This window comes from Methanobacterium sp., assembly GCA_016222945.1.
Lineage (GTDB): Archaea > Methanobacteriota > Methanobacteria > Methanobacteriales > Methanobacteriaceae > Methanobacterium_D.
Map to the genome: position 1 here is coordinate 399,573 of JACRPY010000004.1, position 17,770 is coordinate 417,342.

Genomic DNA, 17,770 nt, shown 5'->3' on the forward strand with positions numbered 1-17,770 from the left:
CACCTATGATTCATATATTTTTAAATCCATTTCTCCAACTGTTTTTTTAGTTTCTTCATTTATTTCATACATCGTTTTACCTGCAGTTTTCATTAAAAATGAGTTTATCATTCTGCCGCCTCTTAATTCAATTTTTTCTCTCAGTCTTTCAATAGTTTTGCTGCCACCTGATCTCCCAAGAGTAGCAAATAATATTACATCTTTACCATGAAAATTACATTTATCAATAAGAGTAATTATAGCAGGAGATGGTTTTCCAGCCCATACTGGCGTTCCTATATACACTAAACCATATTCACTTAAATCAACAGTTGATGGAATTATATTTGTCTTGTTTTCCGCCATAGCATCAAATGATGTAGCTATATAATTTAAAGGGCCTTTCCTATCCTTTAAATCTTTAATTTCTATTATATCAGCTGAAAGTTCATCTGCAAGGGTTTCAGCAACTTCAGAAGTTTTTTTACTTCTGGAATAATAAAGAATAATTGTCTTCATTCTGTCACCAATTAATAATTAATATTCAAATTATTAGTAGTTTTTCAAGATTAGAATGTTATTTAACCTATTTTAATATATATTTAATGTATTAGATAAATAATTCAGTTTGCAGTTTTGTATAAAAAATTATAATCATGTTTTTATTTATTTAATAAAAAGATGAATAAAAAAATAAATTTTATTTAAACCCAATAAAGCCAAATTTAAGGGTGTAATCCCACAATATCCAATGCTTCTTTTTCATCAAAACCAAACATTATATTCATGTTCTGAATAGCCTGTCCTGATGCTCCTTTAACCAGATTATCAATGGCAGATATAACAACAATCCTCCCATTTTGGTCTATTTGGAAGCATCCGATATCACAATAGTTAGATCCTCTAACTGCACTTAATCTTGGGATTTCATCTAAATCAAGAATTCTAACAAATGGTTTACTTTCATAAAAGCCATCATAAACTTCTTTTACATAATCCGATGTGACATCTTCTTTTAAAAAGGTGTGTACTGTTGTTAAAATTCCCCTAATTACAGGAACAAGATGGGGAGTAAATGAAACTTTAACATCACCAAACTTTGCCACTTCCTGTTGAATTTCAGGCATATGTCTATGATTAATGATTGCATAAGGAATTACATTGTCGCCACAATTAGGATAATGTGTAGCTTCTGTTGGTTTAATACCTGCACCACTAACTCCTGATTTTGAGTCAATTATCACCGTTTCCACTAGTTTTTCCTTTGCAAGAGGTAATGATGCTAAGATAGCGCCTGTAGGAAAACATCCAGGATTTGCAACAAGGTTAGCATCCTTTATTTTATCTTTATAAATTTCTGGAAGTCCATATACTGCATTAAGTGGAGCTGAATGCTTTAAATTATACCATTTTTCGTATATGTCAATGTCATCAAATCTGTAGTCACCACTTAAATCAACTACATTAATATCTCTTTCAATTAAGTTTGGAACAATATCCATTGATGCACCATGTGGTGTTGCTGTAAAAACGATATCTGAATCAACTTTTTCTGGAGAAATATCTCTAAATTTGAGATCCATTCCTCTTAAATGTGGGTGGACCTTTGATACATTAATTCCATTGTACTGTCTGGATGTTGCAGTAATTGTATTAACATTACTATGATTTTTTAAAAAACGTAGGAGTTCTCCTCCAGTATAACCACTTGCCCCTATTATACTTACATCAATCATTTTATCTCACCTAAATCCTTTTATGGTTAAGGTTTATATTAAAAATTACTATTTAAAAAAAAATAAGTATTTACTTTAAAAAAGATTTTAATCTAAATAAATTTAATATAAATAACCTACTTTTTAGATATTGGCCAAATCTTTAATATTTTAAAAATTTAAAAGAAATTAAGATTTAATCATTGTTCCAATTCCTTTTTTGGTGAAAATTTCCAGTAATAATGAATGTTTAATTCTGCCATCAATAATATGGGCAGATGAAACTCCATCTTCAATAGCTTTTATGCATGTCATTGTTTTTGGAAGCATTCCTTCAGTTATTGTCCCATTTTTTATTAGATCTCCAATTTCACCAATATTTATCTTTCTTATAATAGAATCAGGATCATTAGGGTCTTCTAAAATTCCAGGGACATCTGTTAATATTATTAACTTTTCTGCATCTATTTTAGAAGCAATATCTCCAGCAACTGTGTCTGCATTTAAATTTAAAGCCTCACCTTCATTATCAACACCAATTGGTGAAATTATTGGAATATAATCTTTATCTGTTAAAACATCGACTATGGATGGATTTATTGATTTTATTTCACCTACAAGACCTAAATCCACCATTTTTTCTTCACCAGTCGTACCATTTACTATCATATGAGGTGCTTTTTTTGTGGCTTCTATTAAGCGACTGTCTTTTCCAGAGAGCCCTACACCTTTTCCACCATGTAAGCATATTTTTGATACAATTTCTGTGTTAATTTTACCTACAAGGACCATTTTAACTATGTCCATGGTTTCTTTATCCGTTATTCGGAGTCCTTCAATGAATTCTGGCTCTTTACCAATTTTTGCCATTGCTCTTGAGATTTCAGGACCTCCTCCATGTACAACAATTGGTTCCATGCCCACGTATTTTAAAAGAACAGTATCCCTAGCTGTTGACTCCATAGCGCCCTCATCAATCATTGCATGGCCACCATATTTTATTAGTATCTTTTTTTGGTGGAATTTTTTAATATAAGGTAATGCTTCAATTAAAATGTTTACTGTTTCCATTTAAACCACTTTACTACTTTTTATAACTCAATAAAATTTTTAATTCAATTAATAGATCATGTTGAATACTCTGAATTAATTTTTACATAATCACAACTTAAATCACATCCAAATGCAGTTGCAGAATATTTTCCAAGATTTAAATCAACAATTATTTTTATTTCATCTTTTTTCATTATTTTTTCTGCAGCTTTAAGCTCTTCTGATTCTTCTGTAGCTATTATAATTCCTTTTTTTACAATTTCAACAGTTTCATCATTGGATTTAAATCGAATATCAACAGTTTTTTCATCCATTTTGGCACCAGAATATCCAACTGCAGCAATAACTCTGCCCCAATTAGGATCTGCACCAAATAAAGCAGTTTTTACAAGTGATGAACCTGTAATTGCTTTAGCTGCTTCTTCAGAATCTTTTTTTGATGCTGCACCATTAACAGTTACTTCCATATATTTATTGGCACCTTCTCCATCTTTCGCCATCATTTTTGCAAGTTCAATGCATGTGAAATCTAATGCTTTCTGGAAATTTTCATCTATTTCTCCAGATTTACCGTTTGCCATTATTATAACTGTATCATTGGTGCTTTCATCTCCGTCTACAACAACCATGTTAAAAGATTTGTCCACTGCTTTTTTAAGGGCTTCAGTTAGCTCCTCTTTAGATGTTTTAACATCAGTTGTAATAAAACAGAGCATGGTACCCATATTAGGTGCAATCATGCCAGAACCTTTAGTTATACCACCAATTTTAACTATACTCCCATTATTAAGAGTAGTTTGGACTGCTATTTCTTTTGAAAATGTATCTGTAGTCATTATGGCTTCTGCAGCTGCAAATGAAGATTCTGGTGAGTTTCCAAGAGTTTCAGCTGATTCGTTTATAAGCGGATTTATTATTTCTAAAGGCATTTTTCTTCCTATTATACCTGTAGATGCAACAGCCACATCCTCTGGTTTAATATTTAACATTTCAGCAACTATCTTGGCCATTTCTTTTGCATCTTTCATGCCTTCTTCGCCTGTAAAACAGTTAGCATTTCCACTATTTGCAACAATAGCTGAAAGTTCGCCATTTTTAATTATTTCCTTTGTAAAAGTAACTGGTGCTGCAAGGACTTTGTTAGATGTAAAAACTGCTGCTGCTGTACTTCCTTTGCTTAAGATTATGGTAACTCCATATTTCCCTTTTCGTGAGCCTGAAGCTAAAACACCGTCTACAGCACAAATTCCTCCATCTATTATTTTCATGAAATTTCTCCAATGATAACTATCCAAAATTTAGGTTTAATTATTATAGATATAAAAAAATAAGCAGAAATTTAATTATGGAGGTGTAGTTCCATTACCACTCGGGGTCGTATTTGTATTCCCGCCGTTATTCTTATTTTCAATATAAACTGTCTGTGAACTTCCTTGATCTGTGTTTGGTGTAGTTTGAGGTTGTGTTTCTATATTAACATTTTTTGTAGTTTGAATTTGAGGCATTTCTTGACTTGTGTTGACTTTAGTAAGGTTATTCATGTCATTTGTAGATAAACCCATTACTATTCCTGCTCCTGATCCACATCCAAATGCAATTAAAGATATAATCAACGCAACTATGGCTTTAGCTTCAGTTTCTGGCTTCATAATACCACTTATATTTCTTTTGTAAATTAATATTAATATATTATGCTGTTATGACTTTTTATCATAACTTGCAATCCTAAATTCTTTTTAATTGATTTATGTCGCTACTGCATATAAAAGGGCCAGTAAAATGGCAACTATCCCAAATTCCCAGAACCCTGCACTCCATCCAACAAATGTAGCTATAAACACGAATATAAATATGAAGAATACTTTGGACTTCCCATGCATTAAAAAGTCCATTATTGCCTTTGTAAACTCAGAAGGTATATAATAAGCATAAGTTCCATCAGCAACATCAAATACTACAGCAGGACTGTTATTCCAGACTTTAATTTCATCTGCTATTTGTGCTCTTTCTCCAGATTCTCTTCTGCTTTTACCTATACCTGCTCTAAGTCTTGCACCGTTATTTAAGGCATGCCATGCAGAATCAATACCAGCTCTAAGTGCTGCATCCTTGGTAGGCATATTAGCAACCAAATCATCACCGCCTTCTCTGTATCCCTCTATTCTTCCTTTACATTCTTTTTCGATGAAGTTTTTTATATCTGTCATTACTTCAACGAGTTTATCGCGTCCATTTTCGTCTATAAATTTTGTAGAATCTATAATATCTATGAAAAGGTAATTATCATATACTGCAGGAGTTCCATGCAATTTTTCAATTTTAGATGAGAAAACTATAGCATATTCTCCCCCTAATTTAGTAAATCCTACACCTGCTGTTTCTCCTATTTGTTTATTGAGATTAATTGCTCTTTCAATGGCTGCTGCGCCAGTCATACCTGCTGCAACTCTTACATGGATATCTTTGTCCATACCCTGCCCAATTAGCTCAATTCCAACTCTTATAGCATCATTTTTTGAAAGAAGCCTGGCTACGATTTCTGTTTTACTCTCTTCAATAATTGTACCCTTTTCTTTTCTAATATTCTTTACAAATTCTTTTATAATCGGATCTCTCTTAAAAACTTCTACATACAAATATCTGTCACTACCCATGATTATATTACTTAAAAGTGCGTATTCATCGACTCTATCTTCTGCAGATTTAATTTCTATGAATTTCCGTCCTTCAGGAATGTTTTCTGTACCTACTTCTTTTACAAGGTTTTGGAAAATATTTTGAGTTGTGATATGGGCTCGATCTATTTCTAATAACATTGTATTAGTGTAATTCATCATATCTACATATTCTCGTTCCTTGTCGTTAGTTGGGTAATATTTTGTGCCTATGCTTAAGACTTTGGCTTTTACAAAAAATCCAAAAAGCCCTCTCATTAGATAATCCATGACCATTTAGCCTTTTCCTCCTGGATATGGTGAATTTATGTAGATACTAATTTAATTTTCCCCTTTTTCTAAAACAATTTCAAATTCTCCGGGTCTTTCCATTAGCATGCTTGGTTTTACTGATACTATTGGAAATTTCCAGGTTCCTACCCTTGATGCCACTGTACTCGCGATATTCCTTGAATTTTTCTTTACAAATGCGTAATCATGATCATTTATGGTTATATTTACATTATATTTTGATTCTTCAACAACTTCATCAGAAAAAAGAATATTCAGCTCAAAACTCCCAGGTCTTGTAAATAAATCATTCCTTACAGCTACAAGCGGGGCATGATCCAGTTTTAACCTGTCTCCAACAGTTACTGCAATATTCCCAGCATATCTGACAGCATCTTTATAATCTCTTGGACTTACAAGTACAAAAATTATGAAATCACTTGTTTTTTCTGCGTCTTCCACCATGCTCATTACTTTACCAAATAAAGGAATCTTCAAAAATATGTCTTCTATTTTAGAATCAATTCCTTCTTCTTTGCTTTTTGTTATTCTGTCTATTGCTTCTTTTGCAATTGCAATACCACTTAGTTTCTTACTTTTTTTACCTTTATATGCGTCCAAACCTTTTTTTTCAAATTCATCAATGCTTTGATTACATATTTTCTGTAATATGTTTTTAACTTTCTTAGGTTTGGAAGCTTTTCCAATGAAAACTTTACCTTCTTTTATATTATATGGGATTCTTCTACTTGCAATATCTTTGAATTCATCGTTATATTCCCTGAATATGTCGTTTGATAATATTTTTCCATTTTCGTCTTCTGCAATTTTTAAAATGAAGTGATCTGCTGTTGTACCTGCTGGAACTTGGTGAATTTTATTTTCTTCAAGTAGTTTAGTGAATTCTTCTTTTTCGTCAATTTCATGTCTTAATGATGCATCGGCTATGGTAAATGGTTCATAACCTAACTTTTTTAATGATTCTATTGCGTTTAACACATTATTTAGACTTGGTTTACCATCTTTTCCTTTTCCAAAGTGAGCAACATTGGATGCATCAACAATTACTTTCAATTGATCACCTTACATTTATTTTCATATTTTGCCAAAATTCTTGAATTCCCATCAGCCTTATTTAATATTATTTCAACTTTATCTGCTTGAATATTTATTGTATTGAATGAACATATATCCTTTCCTCGAAGTTTCAAGGAGGAAACTGTTCCTGCTGTTACAAATGCAGTATTTTCAACAAACCATACATAGGGAACATGTTTATGTCCTGAAAGTACCAGATCTGCATTTCCATCTATAACTGATTTTAAGATATCTCCTGCATCAGTTAAAACGTTCCTTTCACGCCCTGTTTTTGGAACAGGGATAATATGGTGATGAAGAGCTATAATTTTATATAAATTATCTTCATTGGCTTTTTTTAGATTTATTTCCATTGATGCTTGCTGTGATCTCCCTATTTTACCATAATCTAGGTCAGGTTCACTGCTATCTAAACCAATAGCACTTATTTCATCAGTTTCAGCTTTTAAAGTTTTACATCTTTTTTTAATGATTCCTTCAAAGCATTCGTTTCCTATATGTCTTGCATCGTGGTTACCTGGAACAACAAGCATTTGATTTTCTATCAAATCTAAGTATTCTGCTATGACTTTAAACTCGTCATAGTAACTATTTTCAGTTAAATCACCAGTTATAATAACTAAATCTGGATTAAGCTCATTTATATTATTTATTGCACTTAAGAGGTATTTTTCTTTGAAATTAACTGCCCCAACATGCATATCTGATAAATGAGCAATAACTGCCATCTAACTTAACCTCATAATTGCTTCTGCAAGGTCTCCATTTGTTTCTTCTAGTGCTTTTTTAGCTTCTTCCTTGCTTACACCTGTTTGAGCAGATACAAGTTCTATATCCTCATCAGGAATTACAAGTTCAGTTTCCAGTTTTCTTTCTTTAGATTTACCAGTAATCTGGTATGTTTTTTGACCCATAAAATCCATTAAATTTACTTTAGGATTAGCTATAACAATTTCTTTATCCTTAAACTTAATTATAACTTCTGTGGCACCTTTAACATCTTTCATGTCCATGCCCATCTGTTTCATTGACCTTTGCATTTGTTTAAGTTGCTTCGGATTCATTCCTGCGCCAGGTATCATTATTTATCACCTTTTCGTGTTTTTACAGCTTGGCCTGTATTAAAATCTTTTATTTCATTAGCATTTAAAATTGCCTTACCATAAGCAAGTAAATCATCATTTTCATTTACGATTAATACTTCCTCATTTGCTTTAATATTTATATCAATGTCTATAACAAATTTAGCAAATATACTTTTTCCTTCTCTTGCGAATGGTTCAGCATCACTGTTTACAACAACTCTATTTTTTGGATACTCGAAGAACTGGTGAAGTCTTTTTGCACCAGGCATACTCAAGACAAATATACCGTCACTAGCACGTAATGTTGCAATTAATTCTTCACCATCATAAACATGCCTTATTTTGCCTGTTTTTCTACTTTTAATTATTTTTACATTTCCTTCAAAAAGTGCAACTCCTGCACCTTCACCAAATTGATAATCTGCAATATACCTTATTTTCTCTTTATCATCAAAATTTAATGCTATAGATTCTATGTCCACTTTTTCAATTTCAAAATCCAGATCATAAGTTTTAATAATCTTTTCGCTAATTATAACTTCTTTAAAATTGTTTATATAATTATTTACCTTTTCTTTTATATTATTCTTAGAATCCATATCTAAATAATTTGAAGTTTCATTTTGAGCTAAAGGATAAACCTCATCAATTTCAATTGGAATTAGTCCAAAAGGGACATCTACAACTGTAATTTGAGTTGAATTATCTGTATCCTGCTCATTTTCAACTTTTACCTTATCCAATTCATTTTTTATTCTGTAAAAATCTCCTAAAATTTCCAAATCATATTCTTTCTTTTTACCATAATCCGTTAAAACATTTTTAATGCTTTTTGAATACGGTTTTTTAAATGAATCTATTAGAATCAGTCTATCTTTTTTTGGAAGTCTTTCCATCCTATTTTCATGTCTCAATATTTCCGGGCGATTTAATGATTCTGGTCCTGAATAGAAGAATGCAGACTTTTTATAAGGAGGATCATATTTTTCTATTAACTCTATGTAATTTTTAAGGTTTCTTAATCCATCTAAAAGATATGGATGTGCTCTACATCGCTGTTCAACTAATTCCAATAAATTACCTTCAATTATGGCCTGTTTAATTTTTCTAATTTCTGCAAAACTAACATGGAGATTGTGTTGGGCAATTAATTTCATTCGTGACTCTTTTTTCATATTCCTTAAATCATTAGGTGTGTAACCCTGACATATATCGCAAGAACATGGCATATATGTTAAATTTTGTAATTTATAAGTCCCATCAGGCATTAAAAAACGATCATCCTGTGCATATAAAATATATGCTGCTGAATCAAAAAGATCACAACCCATTGCAACTGCAAGAGCAAATACCATAGGATGGCCTGCACCCATAAGGTGTCGTGGTCTTGAAGGAGGTAAATTTTCTACTGATGCCATTACAATATCAACAACATCCCTATATTTATAATTTTCAAGTAAAGGGACTACAGCACCTATAGGATAGACATCAAAGTTCATTTTTCCTATTATTTTGGCACATTTAGCTCTTAAATCAGGGAAAGTTGATCCTTGAACAACAGAATTCAACATAAGCTTATTTCTTACTTCAAGTGCTTCTTCGGCGCGTTTTAGTGTTATTTCAAGTTCTTTTTCTGCTCTTTCACGTTTTACATATGGAGGAGTAGGAATATCAAGTGAAGTTCCAATATCTGTTCCTATTTTTTCTTGAAACTCAATAATTTCTCTGTTATTAACATCTATATCTCCATACTCTGATAGCTGAAAAGAGCCAGAATCAGTGACTATTGGACCATCAAAATTTATTAAGCTATGAACTCCTTCTTTTAATGCTTTTTCTTTAAGTTCTTCGTTTTTATAGATTATATATGAGTTTGTTATTACTATATCTGCGCCATATTTCCCTACATCGATTGTTTGCTTTCCAGGATGGATTACAGGCATTAATGCAGGAGTTTCCACATTTCCATGAGGTGTTTTTAGTATCCCAATTCTACCCATTGCATCCTTGTATTTGATTTCAAAATTCAATTTTTCACCTTTTATTTAAATAATCATTTATGATAGTCCATTTATTAAATTTAACTTCATATTTCATTCATTTGTTACTTTAGATAATCTATTTGCCATTTCATTTATCCTTTCCTTTGAATTATTTAATCTACCGATCCCACATGTGCATAAACATTCTTCAAACTGTGGACAAACAATAAAACCTGCTTTTTTAGACTTTAAATCATCTGTTTTGAGCATTTTAATGCTTTTTGTAACTCTTCTTTTAAGTCTTTCATTTTTTATATCTTTATATAGATATATGGGCGTTTTTACAGTTGATGCAAATTTTTTAATTCCCCTTACAGACTTTCGTTCATCTTCACGTCTTTTTATTATTATTTCACTGGAATCTTTAAGTTGAGGATCTTTAAATGGAATTCCTGCATCACTTAATGATATCATTCGCTCATCATCAATTGGAAGAGATTTCTCAATCTTTTCAGGGTTTTTTGAAGCTATGGTTCCGCCACTTTTTCTCCCAAATGAGGGCCCTTCTCCAACATGAAGCCCTGCACAGATCATTGCCGCCCTAACTGGTGCAGCAGAAGTGTATGTTAAAATAAGTCCATTATCTTTTAATAAATATTTCAAAAGAGATAAAAACTCAACAGAATATAATTCTGGAGATTTTAAAGGCGAAAATGGATCTAAAAAGATAGCATCATATTTTTGACTTTGGAATTGTTTTATAGTATTTCGGGCATCATCAATAAATATGTTGATATTTATTTTATCATTTAATCTTTCTTTATGAAATTTAAAGCCTATGATTCCTTCATCATAAAATTTTTCTTCTATTGCTTCCTTAATGATTTCATAAGATTTTAGTGGATTATCTATAAAAAGAGCAGTGGCAATTGTTTCTTTTGATATTTCAACCATGTCCATTTCAATTTTGGTCTTATCATCTAAAAATTCTATGCATGAAGCAGCATTGTAACCTAAACCGCTGCATATATCCAGGATGTGAACTTCTTTTTTATCTTTAAGTTTTGCAGGCTTTACAAATTTCTCTATGGATTCATTAATGGCTCCATGCGTTGTATGCATAGTTTCTGATTTACCATTGAAGTTATTTGAGCTAAGTGTATATGATCCATCATCAGTTTTGATTAAACACTTTTTTAAATCTTCCTTAGCTTCCTCTCTCGCTGTTTTTTTTCCTTTTTTTTCGTTCTGGAAGCATTTTTTAATTATATTCAATGCATCTTCTCTGGGAGTTAATGCATTATAATCTTCATTTTTCATGATACTTTTGATTATATGAATTTAATGATTTTATTAATTTATGTATAAAATTTTAAAAAAATATTTAATAGAAATAGAGTTAAATTTAATTTAATAATTTTTAAATGACATTTATAACATTTATCGGAGGCAAATTAATGGTTAAAATAATAGGGATTATTGGAAGTCCAAGAAAAAAAGGGAACACATCATATCTTGTTGAAAGATCTTTAGAAGCTGCAAAAAATGTAGGGGCAGAAATAGAAAGTATTCATCTTGGTAAAATAGAAATTGAGCCTTGTAATGCGTGTGATATATGTAAATCAACAGGTGAATGCCCTAAAGACGACGACATTAATGATGTTCTTATAAAACTTCAAAATGCTGATGGATTAATCATTGGAAGTCCTGTGTATTTTGGAAATGTTTCATCACAGCTTAAAATATTAATTGATAGGTCAAGACCACTTAGAAGTGATTTTAAACTGAAAGACAAGGTTTGTGGAGCAATAGCTGTTGGAGCTGCCCGAAACGGAGGACAAGAAACAACTATTGCAGCTATACATGAATTTTTACTTATTCATGATGCTATAATTGTTGGAGATGGTGCCCCATTAGCTCATTACGGTGGAACTGGAGCTGCAGGAGTAGCTGGTGATGCAAAAAATGATGATTTTGGCATAGAAACATCACAAAATCTTGGAAAAAGAGTTGCTGAGCTTGCAAGAAAAATTAATGGCTAAAAATCTGTTCTAGCAGTATTTTAAATAATTAATTAAAATCTCTTTCTTTTACTATGCAAATGTTCTTTTTGTATGAATATTAAAATAGAATCATAGTATCCCACTTGGAGAAATAAGAAATGAAATTATTTGCAGATGAGATACATAACATGAATAACACACTTGAATCTTCTAATAAAATTTCAGACGATCAAAATAATAATGACCCTAACTCGTTTGATTCCATATTTAAACTCCTGCAATCCAATATATATGTAGTTATACCTGCATATAATGAAAATAAAACTATAAAAAGAGTTATAGAAAATTTAAAGGATAAAAGATTGAATATAATTATTGTAGACGATGGATCCACTGATAAAACATATAAAATTGCAAAAAATGCAATTAATGGCACTTATAATTCTTATATTTACAGACACATCATAAACAGAGGTTTAGGAGCTGCATTGAAGACAGGAATAGATGTTGCACTATCAAAAAATGCAGATATAATCGTGACATTTGATGCAGATGATCAACATGACGTAGAAGATATATTCCATGTAAGTAAACCTATTATAGATGGTGCAGCAGATATTGTAATAGGAAAAAGGAACTTTGAAGAGATGCCTCTTTCAAAAAAGCTTGGAAATCAAGTTATGAATATTATTACAAGAATTTTTTATGGAATACATGTAAACGACTCACAATCAGGTTTAAGAGCTTTCAATAGAAAAGCTGCAGAAGTTTTAGATATTCATTCAAGAGGCTATGGTGTTTCATCTGAAATTATAGGCGAAATTAAAAAATACAACTTAAAATTAGAAGAAATCAATATTAAAACAATTTATACCGATTATTCCATGTCAAAAGGCACCAATCTAAAGGTTGGACTTAAAATATTATTTAAATTAATAATTAACGCAATTAAAAAGGTTTTATAATGATAGAGCATGCATATCAACTATTTGGAATTTTAATAGGAATACTTGCCATTATACTGTCTATATTCCGATTTAGGGAAGGAAAAATGACTTTAGGCATGTTATCACTATGGATTTTAGTCTGGATTGCAGTTATAGTGGTTTCGATATTCCCTGAATCAACAAATTCCCTGGCAGTACTTACAGGGATTGGAAGAGGCCTTGACTTTATATTGATATTAGGACTTATTGGAGCATATTATTTAGTTTTTAAAATGTACAATATGATTGAAAACATGGACCAGGAAATCACAGAACTTGTAAGGGAAATTGCTATTCAAAGAGAAGAACTAAAAGAAAAATCAGATGTAATAAATGATAAAAAAGAAAATAAATAATTAATAGAATTTATAAGTGAAAATTTATGAAAATAGGATATTTTATAAGTCATTTTCCCTACATAAAGCATGTTAATGATGTTAATTACGATAAAGAATATGCTCATGGCGGTACAGAAATCGCAGCATACAATTTAGCCCTTAATATTGCAAAAAAACATGATGTAGAAATTTTTACAACATCTATTGACTCTGAAGATGCAGTAGAACACAATGATAATTTAAAAATACATCGTTATGCTACTAATTTAAAAATATCGAGTGCTAATCTTTCTTCTAAGATATTATACAAACCATTAAGTCATGAAATTGATATTACTCACGCTCATTATAATATGCCTTATTCTGATTATGTTGCTTTAAGATATGCGAAAAAAAAGAATGTGCCATTTGTAGTTACATATCACGCTGATGCTCAAGATAGCGGAGGTAATTTTATCCGGAATTTGGCAACTTTTATTTACAACAGAACTCTGCTTAAAAAAGTTTTAAAGGGTGCAGATGTGATTATTGCAACATCTAATTCTTTCATAAATGAATCAAGATTTTTAGGAGATTTTAAAGAAAAAATCAGAGTTATTCCCAACGGTATAAACATTGAAGAGTTTGAAATTAATCTTTCTAAAGAAGAATGCAAAGCTAAATTAGGTTTACCTTTAAATAAAAAGATAATATTGTTTTTAGGTAATATTGTATCATATAAAGGGCCAGATATACTTATTAAAGCATTTAACGAAATTAAAGATGAAGTAGAAGATGTCGAACTTGTTTTTGCTGGTAGAGGCGAAATGCAAGGAGAACTTATAAAAATGGCCAATGATTTAGGAATTATTGATAATATACGGTTTACAGGATATGTAGATGAAGAATTAAAACCTATTTACTTTAAATCTGCAGATATATTTTGTTTACCTTCAATTACCAAAGCAGAGGCATTTGGAATTGTTAATCTTGAAGCTATGGCATGTGGAGTACCTATTATTGCTTCAAGACTTGGAGGAATACCAGATATTGTTAAAAATGAAGAAAATGGATTATTAGTAAATCCAAATGATTCAAAATCCCTTGCAGATGCAATCCTATTTTTACTTAAAAATGAAGATATTGCCCAAAAAATGGGAAATAAAGGAAAAAGGATGGTAAAAGACTATTCCTGGGAAAAAATTGCTGAGGAAACTGATAAAATTTATAAAGAGCTTTATTATGGCTAAATAAACAAAAAAAGTTATATATATTATTAAATGGTGAAAATTAATGGAAATTGATTATATAAAAGGACCTAAGACGTCTAAAATTTTTGGAATGTCAAGATATGAAAATGAGATTCATAAAAGGATAAAGAATGTTGATTTTAACGTTATTGAATATAAATCATTGACTCATGCCTTTGAAAAAAAATATAAATCATTAGTTCCTCCAAAAAATAATCATTCCCATTCTAATTTAAAATCTAATAAAACTACATCTAATAACATAATTAACAGCTTAATAAACACTGGAAAAAATATTACCAATGATATAGATAGATACAGATATGCTAATTTAGTAAAAAATAAAATAAAAGAGGATAATGTTAAACATATAACTTATCAGGACCTTGCATACTTATTAAATTCTGTTAAACTAAAAAAAAGTATTTTAACCTGTCATGATTTGATACCATGGGCATATGAAAAAAATCGCTCTTCTTTTTGGAAAAATAACCTTATTGGATTAAAAAAAGCTGATAAAATTATCACAGTTTCAGAATTTTCAAAAAATGAAATAATTAAATATGCGAAATATCCAAAAGACAAAATTTCCGTAATTCCAAATGCTGTAGACCATTCAATTTACTATAAAAATCCAAATAAAGACATATTAAACAAATTAAATATTGGGGAAAATGAACAAATAATTTTATATGTAGGATCTGAAGAACCGAGACAAAAAGTTGATATTCTAATAAAATCATTTGCTAAACTAAAAAAGAAGTTACCAAAAATAAAATTAATTAAAATTGGAGATTCTAACTTATATGGTGCAAGAGAAAAGCTTTTAAAATTAATTGAAGATTTAAATCTAAAGAAAGATGTTATTTTTATAGGTTATGTGCCAGATGACGAGTTACCTGAATGGTATAATGCTGCAGACTTATTTGTTTATCCTTGTGCCTATGCAGGCTTTGGTTTACCTCCATTAGAAGCAATGGCTTGCGGTACTCCAATAATTACATCAAATACAACATCACTTCCAGAAGTAATGGGAAACGCAGGAATTATGATTAACCCCAACAACATTGAGGATTTAAGTGAAAATATGTATGAAATTTTGACTAATGGGAGTTTAAGGGAAGATTTAATTAGTAAGGGGTTAAAAAGAGCTAAAATGTTTAATTGGGATGAATCTGCTGAAAAAACATTTGAAGTTTATAATGAACTTGATGAATTAATCTAAATCTTTAAATCCATATTTGCCATTAATAGCATCGATAACTGCATAAATGACTGTTTTAAATTCATTTATTCTTCCCTGAAATATTAAAAATAGTGAAAAAATAAATTTTCTAAATAGAAATACTGGTAAAAATATTAAAAGATGTTTAAAGTCACAGTTTTTTCTTATCAGTAAAAAATGATTACGTATCCCATAATATAAAGCCATTGTTGAATCTTTATTTATTGATGATGATATTTTATGCCATATTTTAGCCTCAGGAACATAGATAACTTTAAAACCTTTATTTTTAGCTCTTAAACACCAGTCTGTGTCTTCATAATAAATAAAATATTGAGGATCTAATAATCCCACTTCATTAATTACTTTTTTTTTGATTAGTAAGCTACATCCACATATATAATCAATTTCCCTATTTTTTAAATTATTTTTTGTGGTATTTAAATGAGGGTGTGTTATCTTACCAGTATAACAGTTGATATCGCCCCCAATATATGTTATTTTATCAGGTTCACTGTAATAATAAACATTCGGGCCCAAAATTCCAATATTCTCATTATCAGCTTCATTAACAAGGATATTTAAAAATTGAGGTTCTACCATAGTATCATTGTTTAAAAGCAGTACAAAATCAGTATTTAAATTTTCTAGTGAGTATTTTATTCCAATATTGTTTCCTTCAGCAAAACCATAATTTTCATCGTTTTCTATGAGAATTAACTTTCTATTTGAAGGTAATTGAAATAAACCATCTTTGGTGTTTAACTCATTATTAGTAAATTTTAAGATATTTATAGGCTTATTTACCGAATCATATTTAAAAAATGGCGATTCTACTGTTAATTTGCCTTTACAATATTCTTTAATTTTTTCTATTGAATCATCTTTAGAATTATTATCAACAAGAATAACATTATAATTAGGGTAATCAATCTGGTAAAGGGATTCCAGACAGCCTATGGTGTCTTTCCAACCATTCCAATTTAGAATTATGATAGAAACATGAGGATTCATAATAATTTCCTTAATAATTTCATTTATCTAAATAAAAAATTATTTTGTATAATATTTTTTGTGCAATAAATGGATATGCTGTATTCCAATTTCCAATTGTTGTGGGAATCCATTTATAATGTTTATGATGCTTATTAATCAATTTTTTCATAGTAGTGAAATATCCGCTTGAAACCGGAAACCCATTTGATAAATGATGTACATACATAGGGATTGCATATACATCCAATTTCAGATTTTTTACACTTAAACAGTAATCAACTGCATATAAATGCCAATTATCACAATTTTCCTCATCAAATTGAAGATACTCAAATACGGATTTAGGTATTATCACCAAACATTCATCTAAGGTTTGTACTTTCATAGGCATATCAATAGGAATGCCAACATCTTTAGAATCTTTACCTTGCTTCATATTTGAAATTACATGTGCTTCTTCTTTAATTTTTCCAGCAGCACCTGCAATTCCTAGATTATTTAATGAATTTAATGACTTTTCAATATTTTCTAACGATTCAAATAAAAAAGCAACATCTTGATGTATAAACACTATATATTTCTCTTTAGCTTTTCTACCACCATAATTAAGTGCTTCTGCAGCTGATTTATACTTATTAACAGTATTATCAATTAGAATTAGTTCATATTCTGTATTTTGGCGGTTTAAGCTTTTGAGTAAATACTCATCTAAAACTTTCTTATTATTAAAAACACATACAATTGAAAAAATCTATTCCACCCCTACTCATAGAATCATATCATATTTATTGCTTTTTCAATAAGAATCACTTTAATATCTATTTTAAACTTCCTTTCATCAATCTTAATTAATTATATATCTTAGATAAAACATTAAATTAAATATAATTTATATTCTATTCATATATGAATATTAATATAACACATGTTATTTATGAACGCTGTAATTTTTGATGATGGATTTAGAACACCATTAAACAACGAAACAAACATTAACCCCTTGCCAATGTTATAGGAGAAAATCCTATTTTATGTATATAATGAAATTATAATCACATTATGGATTTAGAGACTTATTAATACATTAATGATAAAGAGCTTATTAATTTAAGTAATTCAAGAAAAGGAAAATGGAG

18 protein-coding genes are annotated in these 17,770 nt (G+C 30.0%); 5 read left to right on the forward strand and 13 right to left on the reverse strand.

Annotated features, from left to right (window positions below):
* Positions 1-3: 3 nt before the first annotated feature.
* The 11 genes from HZC47_07955 to HZC47_08005 all read right to left on the reverse strand — a co-directional run bounded on the left by HZC47_07955 (position 4) and on the right by HZC47_08005 (position 11,177).
* Positions 4-498, reverse strand: a complete 495-nt coding sequence (locus HZC47_07955) for an NAD(P)H-dependent oxidoreductase (protein ID MBI5680809.1) — start codon at positions 496-498, stop codon at positions 4-6.
* A gap of 206 nt (positions 499-704) precedes the next feature.
* Entirely contained in the window at positions 705-1,715 is a 1,011-nt protein-coding gene (locus HZC47_07960; protein ID MBI5680810.1) for an N-acetyl-gamma-glutamyl-phosphate reductase, read from the reverse strand.
* Between the two features lie 168 nt (positions 1,716-1,883).
* The gene (gene argB, locus HZC47_07965) at positions 1,884-2,765 is read right to left on the reverse strand and encodes an acetylglutamate kinase (GenBank protein ID MBI5680811.1); all 882 of its coding nucleotides are present in this window, start codon (positions 2,763-2,765) and stop codon (positions 1,884-1,886) included.
* A gap of 56 nt (positions 2,766-2,821) precedes the next feature.
* Complete coding sequence (gene argJ, locus HZC47_07970) at positions 2,822-4,015, reverse strand: bifunctional ornithine acetyltransferase/N-acetylglutamate synthase (protein ID MBI5680812.1); 1,194 nt, start codon at positions 4,013-4,015, stop codon at positions 2,822-2,824.
* 75 nt (positions 4,016-4,090) lie between these two features.
* Positions 4,091-4,396, reverse strand: a complete 306-nt coding sequence (locus tag HZC47_07975) for a hypothetical protein (GenBank protein ID MBI5680813.1) — start codon at positions 4,394-4,396, stop codon at positions 4,091-4,093.
* Between the two features lie 96 nt (positions 4,397-4,492).
* A complete protein-coding gene (locus HZC47_07980; protein MBI5680814.1) occupies positions 4,493-5,698 on the reverse strand; it encodes a hypothetical protein in 1,206 nt (401 codons plus the stop codon).
* Positions 5,699-5,743: 45 nt separating this feature from the next.
* On the reverse strand, positions 5,744-6,766 hold the full coding sequence (locus tag HZC47_07985) for a Zc3h12a-like ribonuclease (GenBank protein MBI5680815.1): 1,023 nt from the start codon (positions 6,764-6,766) through the stop codon (positions 5,744-5,746).
* Positions 6,763-7,518 (reverse strand): metallophosphoesterase, encoded by a 756-nt coding sequence (locus HZC47_07990; GenBank protein MBI5680816.1) that lies wholly within the window; start codon positions 7,516-7,518, stop codon positions 6,763-6,765. The genes HZC47_07985 and HZC47_07990 overlap by 4 nt, the downstream gene beginning before the upstream one ends.
* The gene (locus tag HZC47_07995; protein MBI5680817.1) at positions 7,519-7,872 is read right to left on the reverse strand and encodes a nascent polypeptide-associated complex protein; all 354 of its coding nucleotides are present in this window, start codon (positions 7,870-7,872) and stop codon (positions 7,519-7,521) included.
* The gene (gene tgtA / locus HZC47_08000; GenBank protein MBI5680818.1) at positions 7,872-9,905 is read right to left on the reverse strand and encodes a tRNA guanosine(15) transglycosylase TgtA; all 2,034 of its coding nucleotides are present in this window, start codon (positions 9,903-9,905) and stop codon (positions 7,872-7,874) included. Before tgtA ends, HZC47_07995 begins: the two co-directional genes overlap by 1 nt.
* A 63-nt stretch (positions 9,906-9,968) precedes the next feature.
* Positions 9,969-11,177 (reverse strand): hypothetical protein, encoded by a 1,209-nt coding sequence (locus HZC47_08005; protein ID MBI5680819.1) that lies wholly within the window; start codon positions 11,175-11,177, stop codon positions 9,969-9,971.
* A 137-nt stretch (positions 11,178-11,314) separates the two neighbouring features.
* Between HZC47_08005 and HZC47_08010 the strand changes: the two genes are divergently transcribed.
* From HZC47_08010 to HZC47_08030, 5 genes are all read left to right on the forward strand, one after another.
* The gene (locus HZC47_08010) at positions 11,315-11,899 is read left to right on the forward strand and encodes a flavodoxin family protein (protein MBI5680820.1); all 585 of its coding nucleotides are present in this window, start codon (positions 11,315-11,317) and stop codon (positions 11,897-11,899) included.
* Positions 11,900-12,048: 149 nt separating this feature from the next.
* Positions 12,049-12,825, forward strand: a complete 777-nt coding sequence (locus tag HZC47_08015) for a glycosyltransferase family 2 protein (protein MBI5680821.1) — start codon at positions 12,049-12,051, stop codon at positions 12,823-12,825.
* Positions 12,825-13,202, forward strand: a complete 378-nt coding sequence (locus HZC47_08020) for a DUF2304 family protein (protein ID MBI5680822.1) — start codon at positions 12,825-12,827, stop codon at positions 13,200-13,202. The genes HZC47_08015 and HZC47_08020 overlap by 1 nt, the downstream gene beginning before the upstream one ends.
* A 26-nt stretch (positions 13,203-13,228) precedes the next feature.
* Entirely contained in the window at positions 13,229-14,413 is a 1,185-nt protein-coding gene (locus HZC47_08025) for a glycosyltransferase family 4 protein (GenBank protein ID MBI5680823.1), read from the forward strand.
* A 43-nt stretch (positions 14,414-14,456) separates the two neighbouring features.
* The gene (locus tag HZC47_08030; GenBank protein MBI5680824.1) at positions 14,457-15,638 is read left to right on the forward strand and encodes a glycosyltransferase family 4 protein; all 1,182 of its coding nucleotides are present in this window, start codon (positions 14,457-14,459) and stop codon (positions 15,636-15,638) included.
* Here HZC47_08030 and HZC47_08035 read toward each other — a convergent pair.
* Positions 15,630-16,652, reverse strand: a complete 1,023-nt coding sequence (locus HZC47_08035; GenBank protein MBI5680825.1) for a glycosyltransferase family 2 protein — start codon at positions 16,650-16,652, stop codon at positions 15,630-15,632. The two genes, HZC47_08030 and HZC47_08035, sit on opposite strands and share 9 nt — an antisense overlap.
* A gap of 19 nt (positions 16,653-16,671) precedes the next feature.
* Positions 16,672-17,385 (reverse strand): family 2 glycosyl transferase, encoded by a 714-nt coding sequence (locus tag HZC47_08040; protein ID MBI5680826.1) that lies wholly within the window; start codon positions 17,383-17,385, stop codon positions 16,672-16,674.
* Positions 17,386-17,770: the final 385 nt, after the last annotated feature.

What these genes read in the sequence shown, in the direction of transcription:
- HZC47_07980 (MBI5680814.1), bottom strand. Translation starts at nt 5,698, where the DNA reads ATGGTCATGGATTATCTAATGAGAGGGCTTTTTGGATTTTTTGTAAAA.
- HZC47_08030 (MBI5680824.1), top strand. Translation starts at nt 14,457, where the DNA reads ATGGAAATTGATTATATAAAAGGACCTAAGACGTCTAAAATTTTTGGA.
- HZC47_08005 (MBI5680819.1), bottom strand. Translation starts at nt 11,177, where the DNA reads ATGAAAAATGAAGATTATAATGCATTAACTCCCAGAGAAGATGCATTG.
- HZC47_07990 (MBI5680816.1), bottom strand. Translation starts at nt 7,518, where the DNA reads ATGGCAGTTATTGCTCATTTATCAGATATGCATGTTGGGGCAGTTAAT.
- HZC47_07975 (MBI5680813.1), bottom strand. Translation starts at nt 4,396, where the DNA reads ATGAAGCCAGAAACTGAAGCTAAAGCCATAGTTGCGTTGATTATATCT.
- HZC47_07955 (MBI5680809.1), bottom strand. Translation starts at nt 498, where the DNA reads ATGAAGACAATTATTCTTTATTATTCCAGAAGTAAAAAAACTTCTGAA.
- HZC47_08015 (MBI5680821.1), top strand. Translation starts at nt 12,049, where the DNA reads ATGAATAACACACTTGAATCTTCTAATAAAATTTCAGACGATCAAAAT.
- HZC47_07995 (MBI5680817.1), bottom strand. Translation starts at nt 7,872, where the DNA reads ATGATACCTGGCGCAGGAATGAATCCGAAGCAACTTAAACAAATGCAA.
- HZC47_08010 (MBI5680820.1), top strand. Translation starts at nt 11,315, where the DNA reads ATGGTTAAAATAATAGGGATTATTGGAAGTCCAAGAAAAAAAGGGAAC.
- HZC47_07960 (MBI5680810.1), bottom strand. Translation starts at nt 1,715, where the DNA reads ATGATTGATGTAAGTATAATAGGGGCAAGTGGTTATACTGGAGGAGAA.
- argJ (MBI5680812.1), bottom strand. Translation starts at nt 4,015, where the DNA reads ATGAAAATAATAGATGGAGGAATTTGTGCTGTAGACGGTGTTTTAGCT.
- argB (MBI5680811.1), bottom strand. Translation starts at nt 2,765, where the DNA reads ATGGAAACAGTAAACATTTTAATTGAAGCATTACCTTATATTAAAAAA.
- HZC47_08025 (MBI5680823.1), top strand. Translation starts at nt 13,229, where the DNA reads ATGAAAATAGGATATTTTATAAGTCATTTTCCCTACATAAAGCATGTT.
- HZC47_08020 (MBI5680822.1), top strand. Translation starts at nt 12,825, where the DNA reads ATGATAGAGCATGCATATCAACTATTTGGAATTTTAATAGGAATACTT.
- HZC47_08035 (MBI5680825.1), bottom strand. Translation starts at nt 16,652, where the DNA reads ATGAATCCTCATGTTTCTATCATAATTCTAAATTGGAATGGTTGGAAA.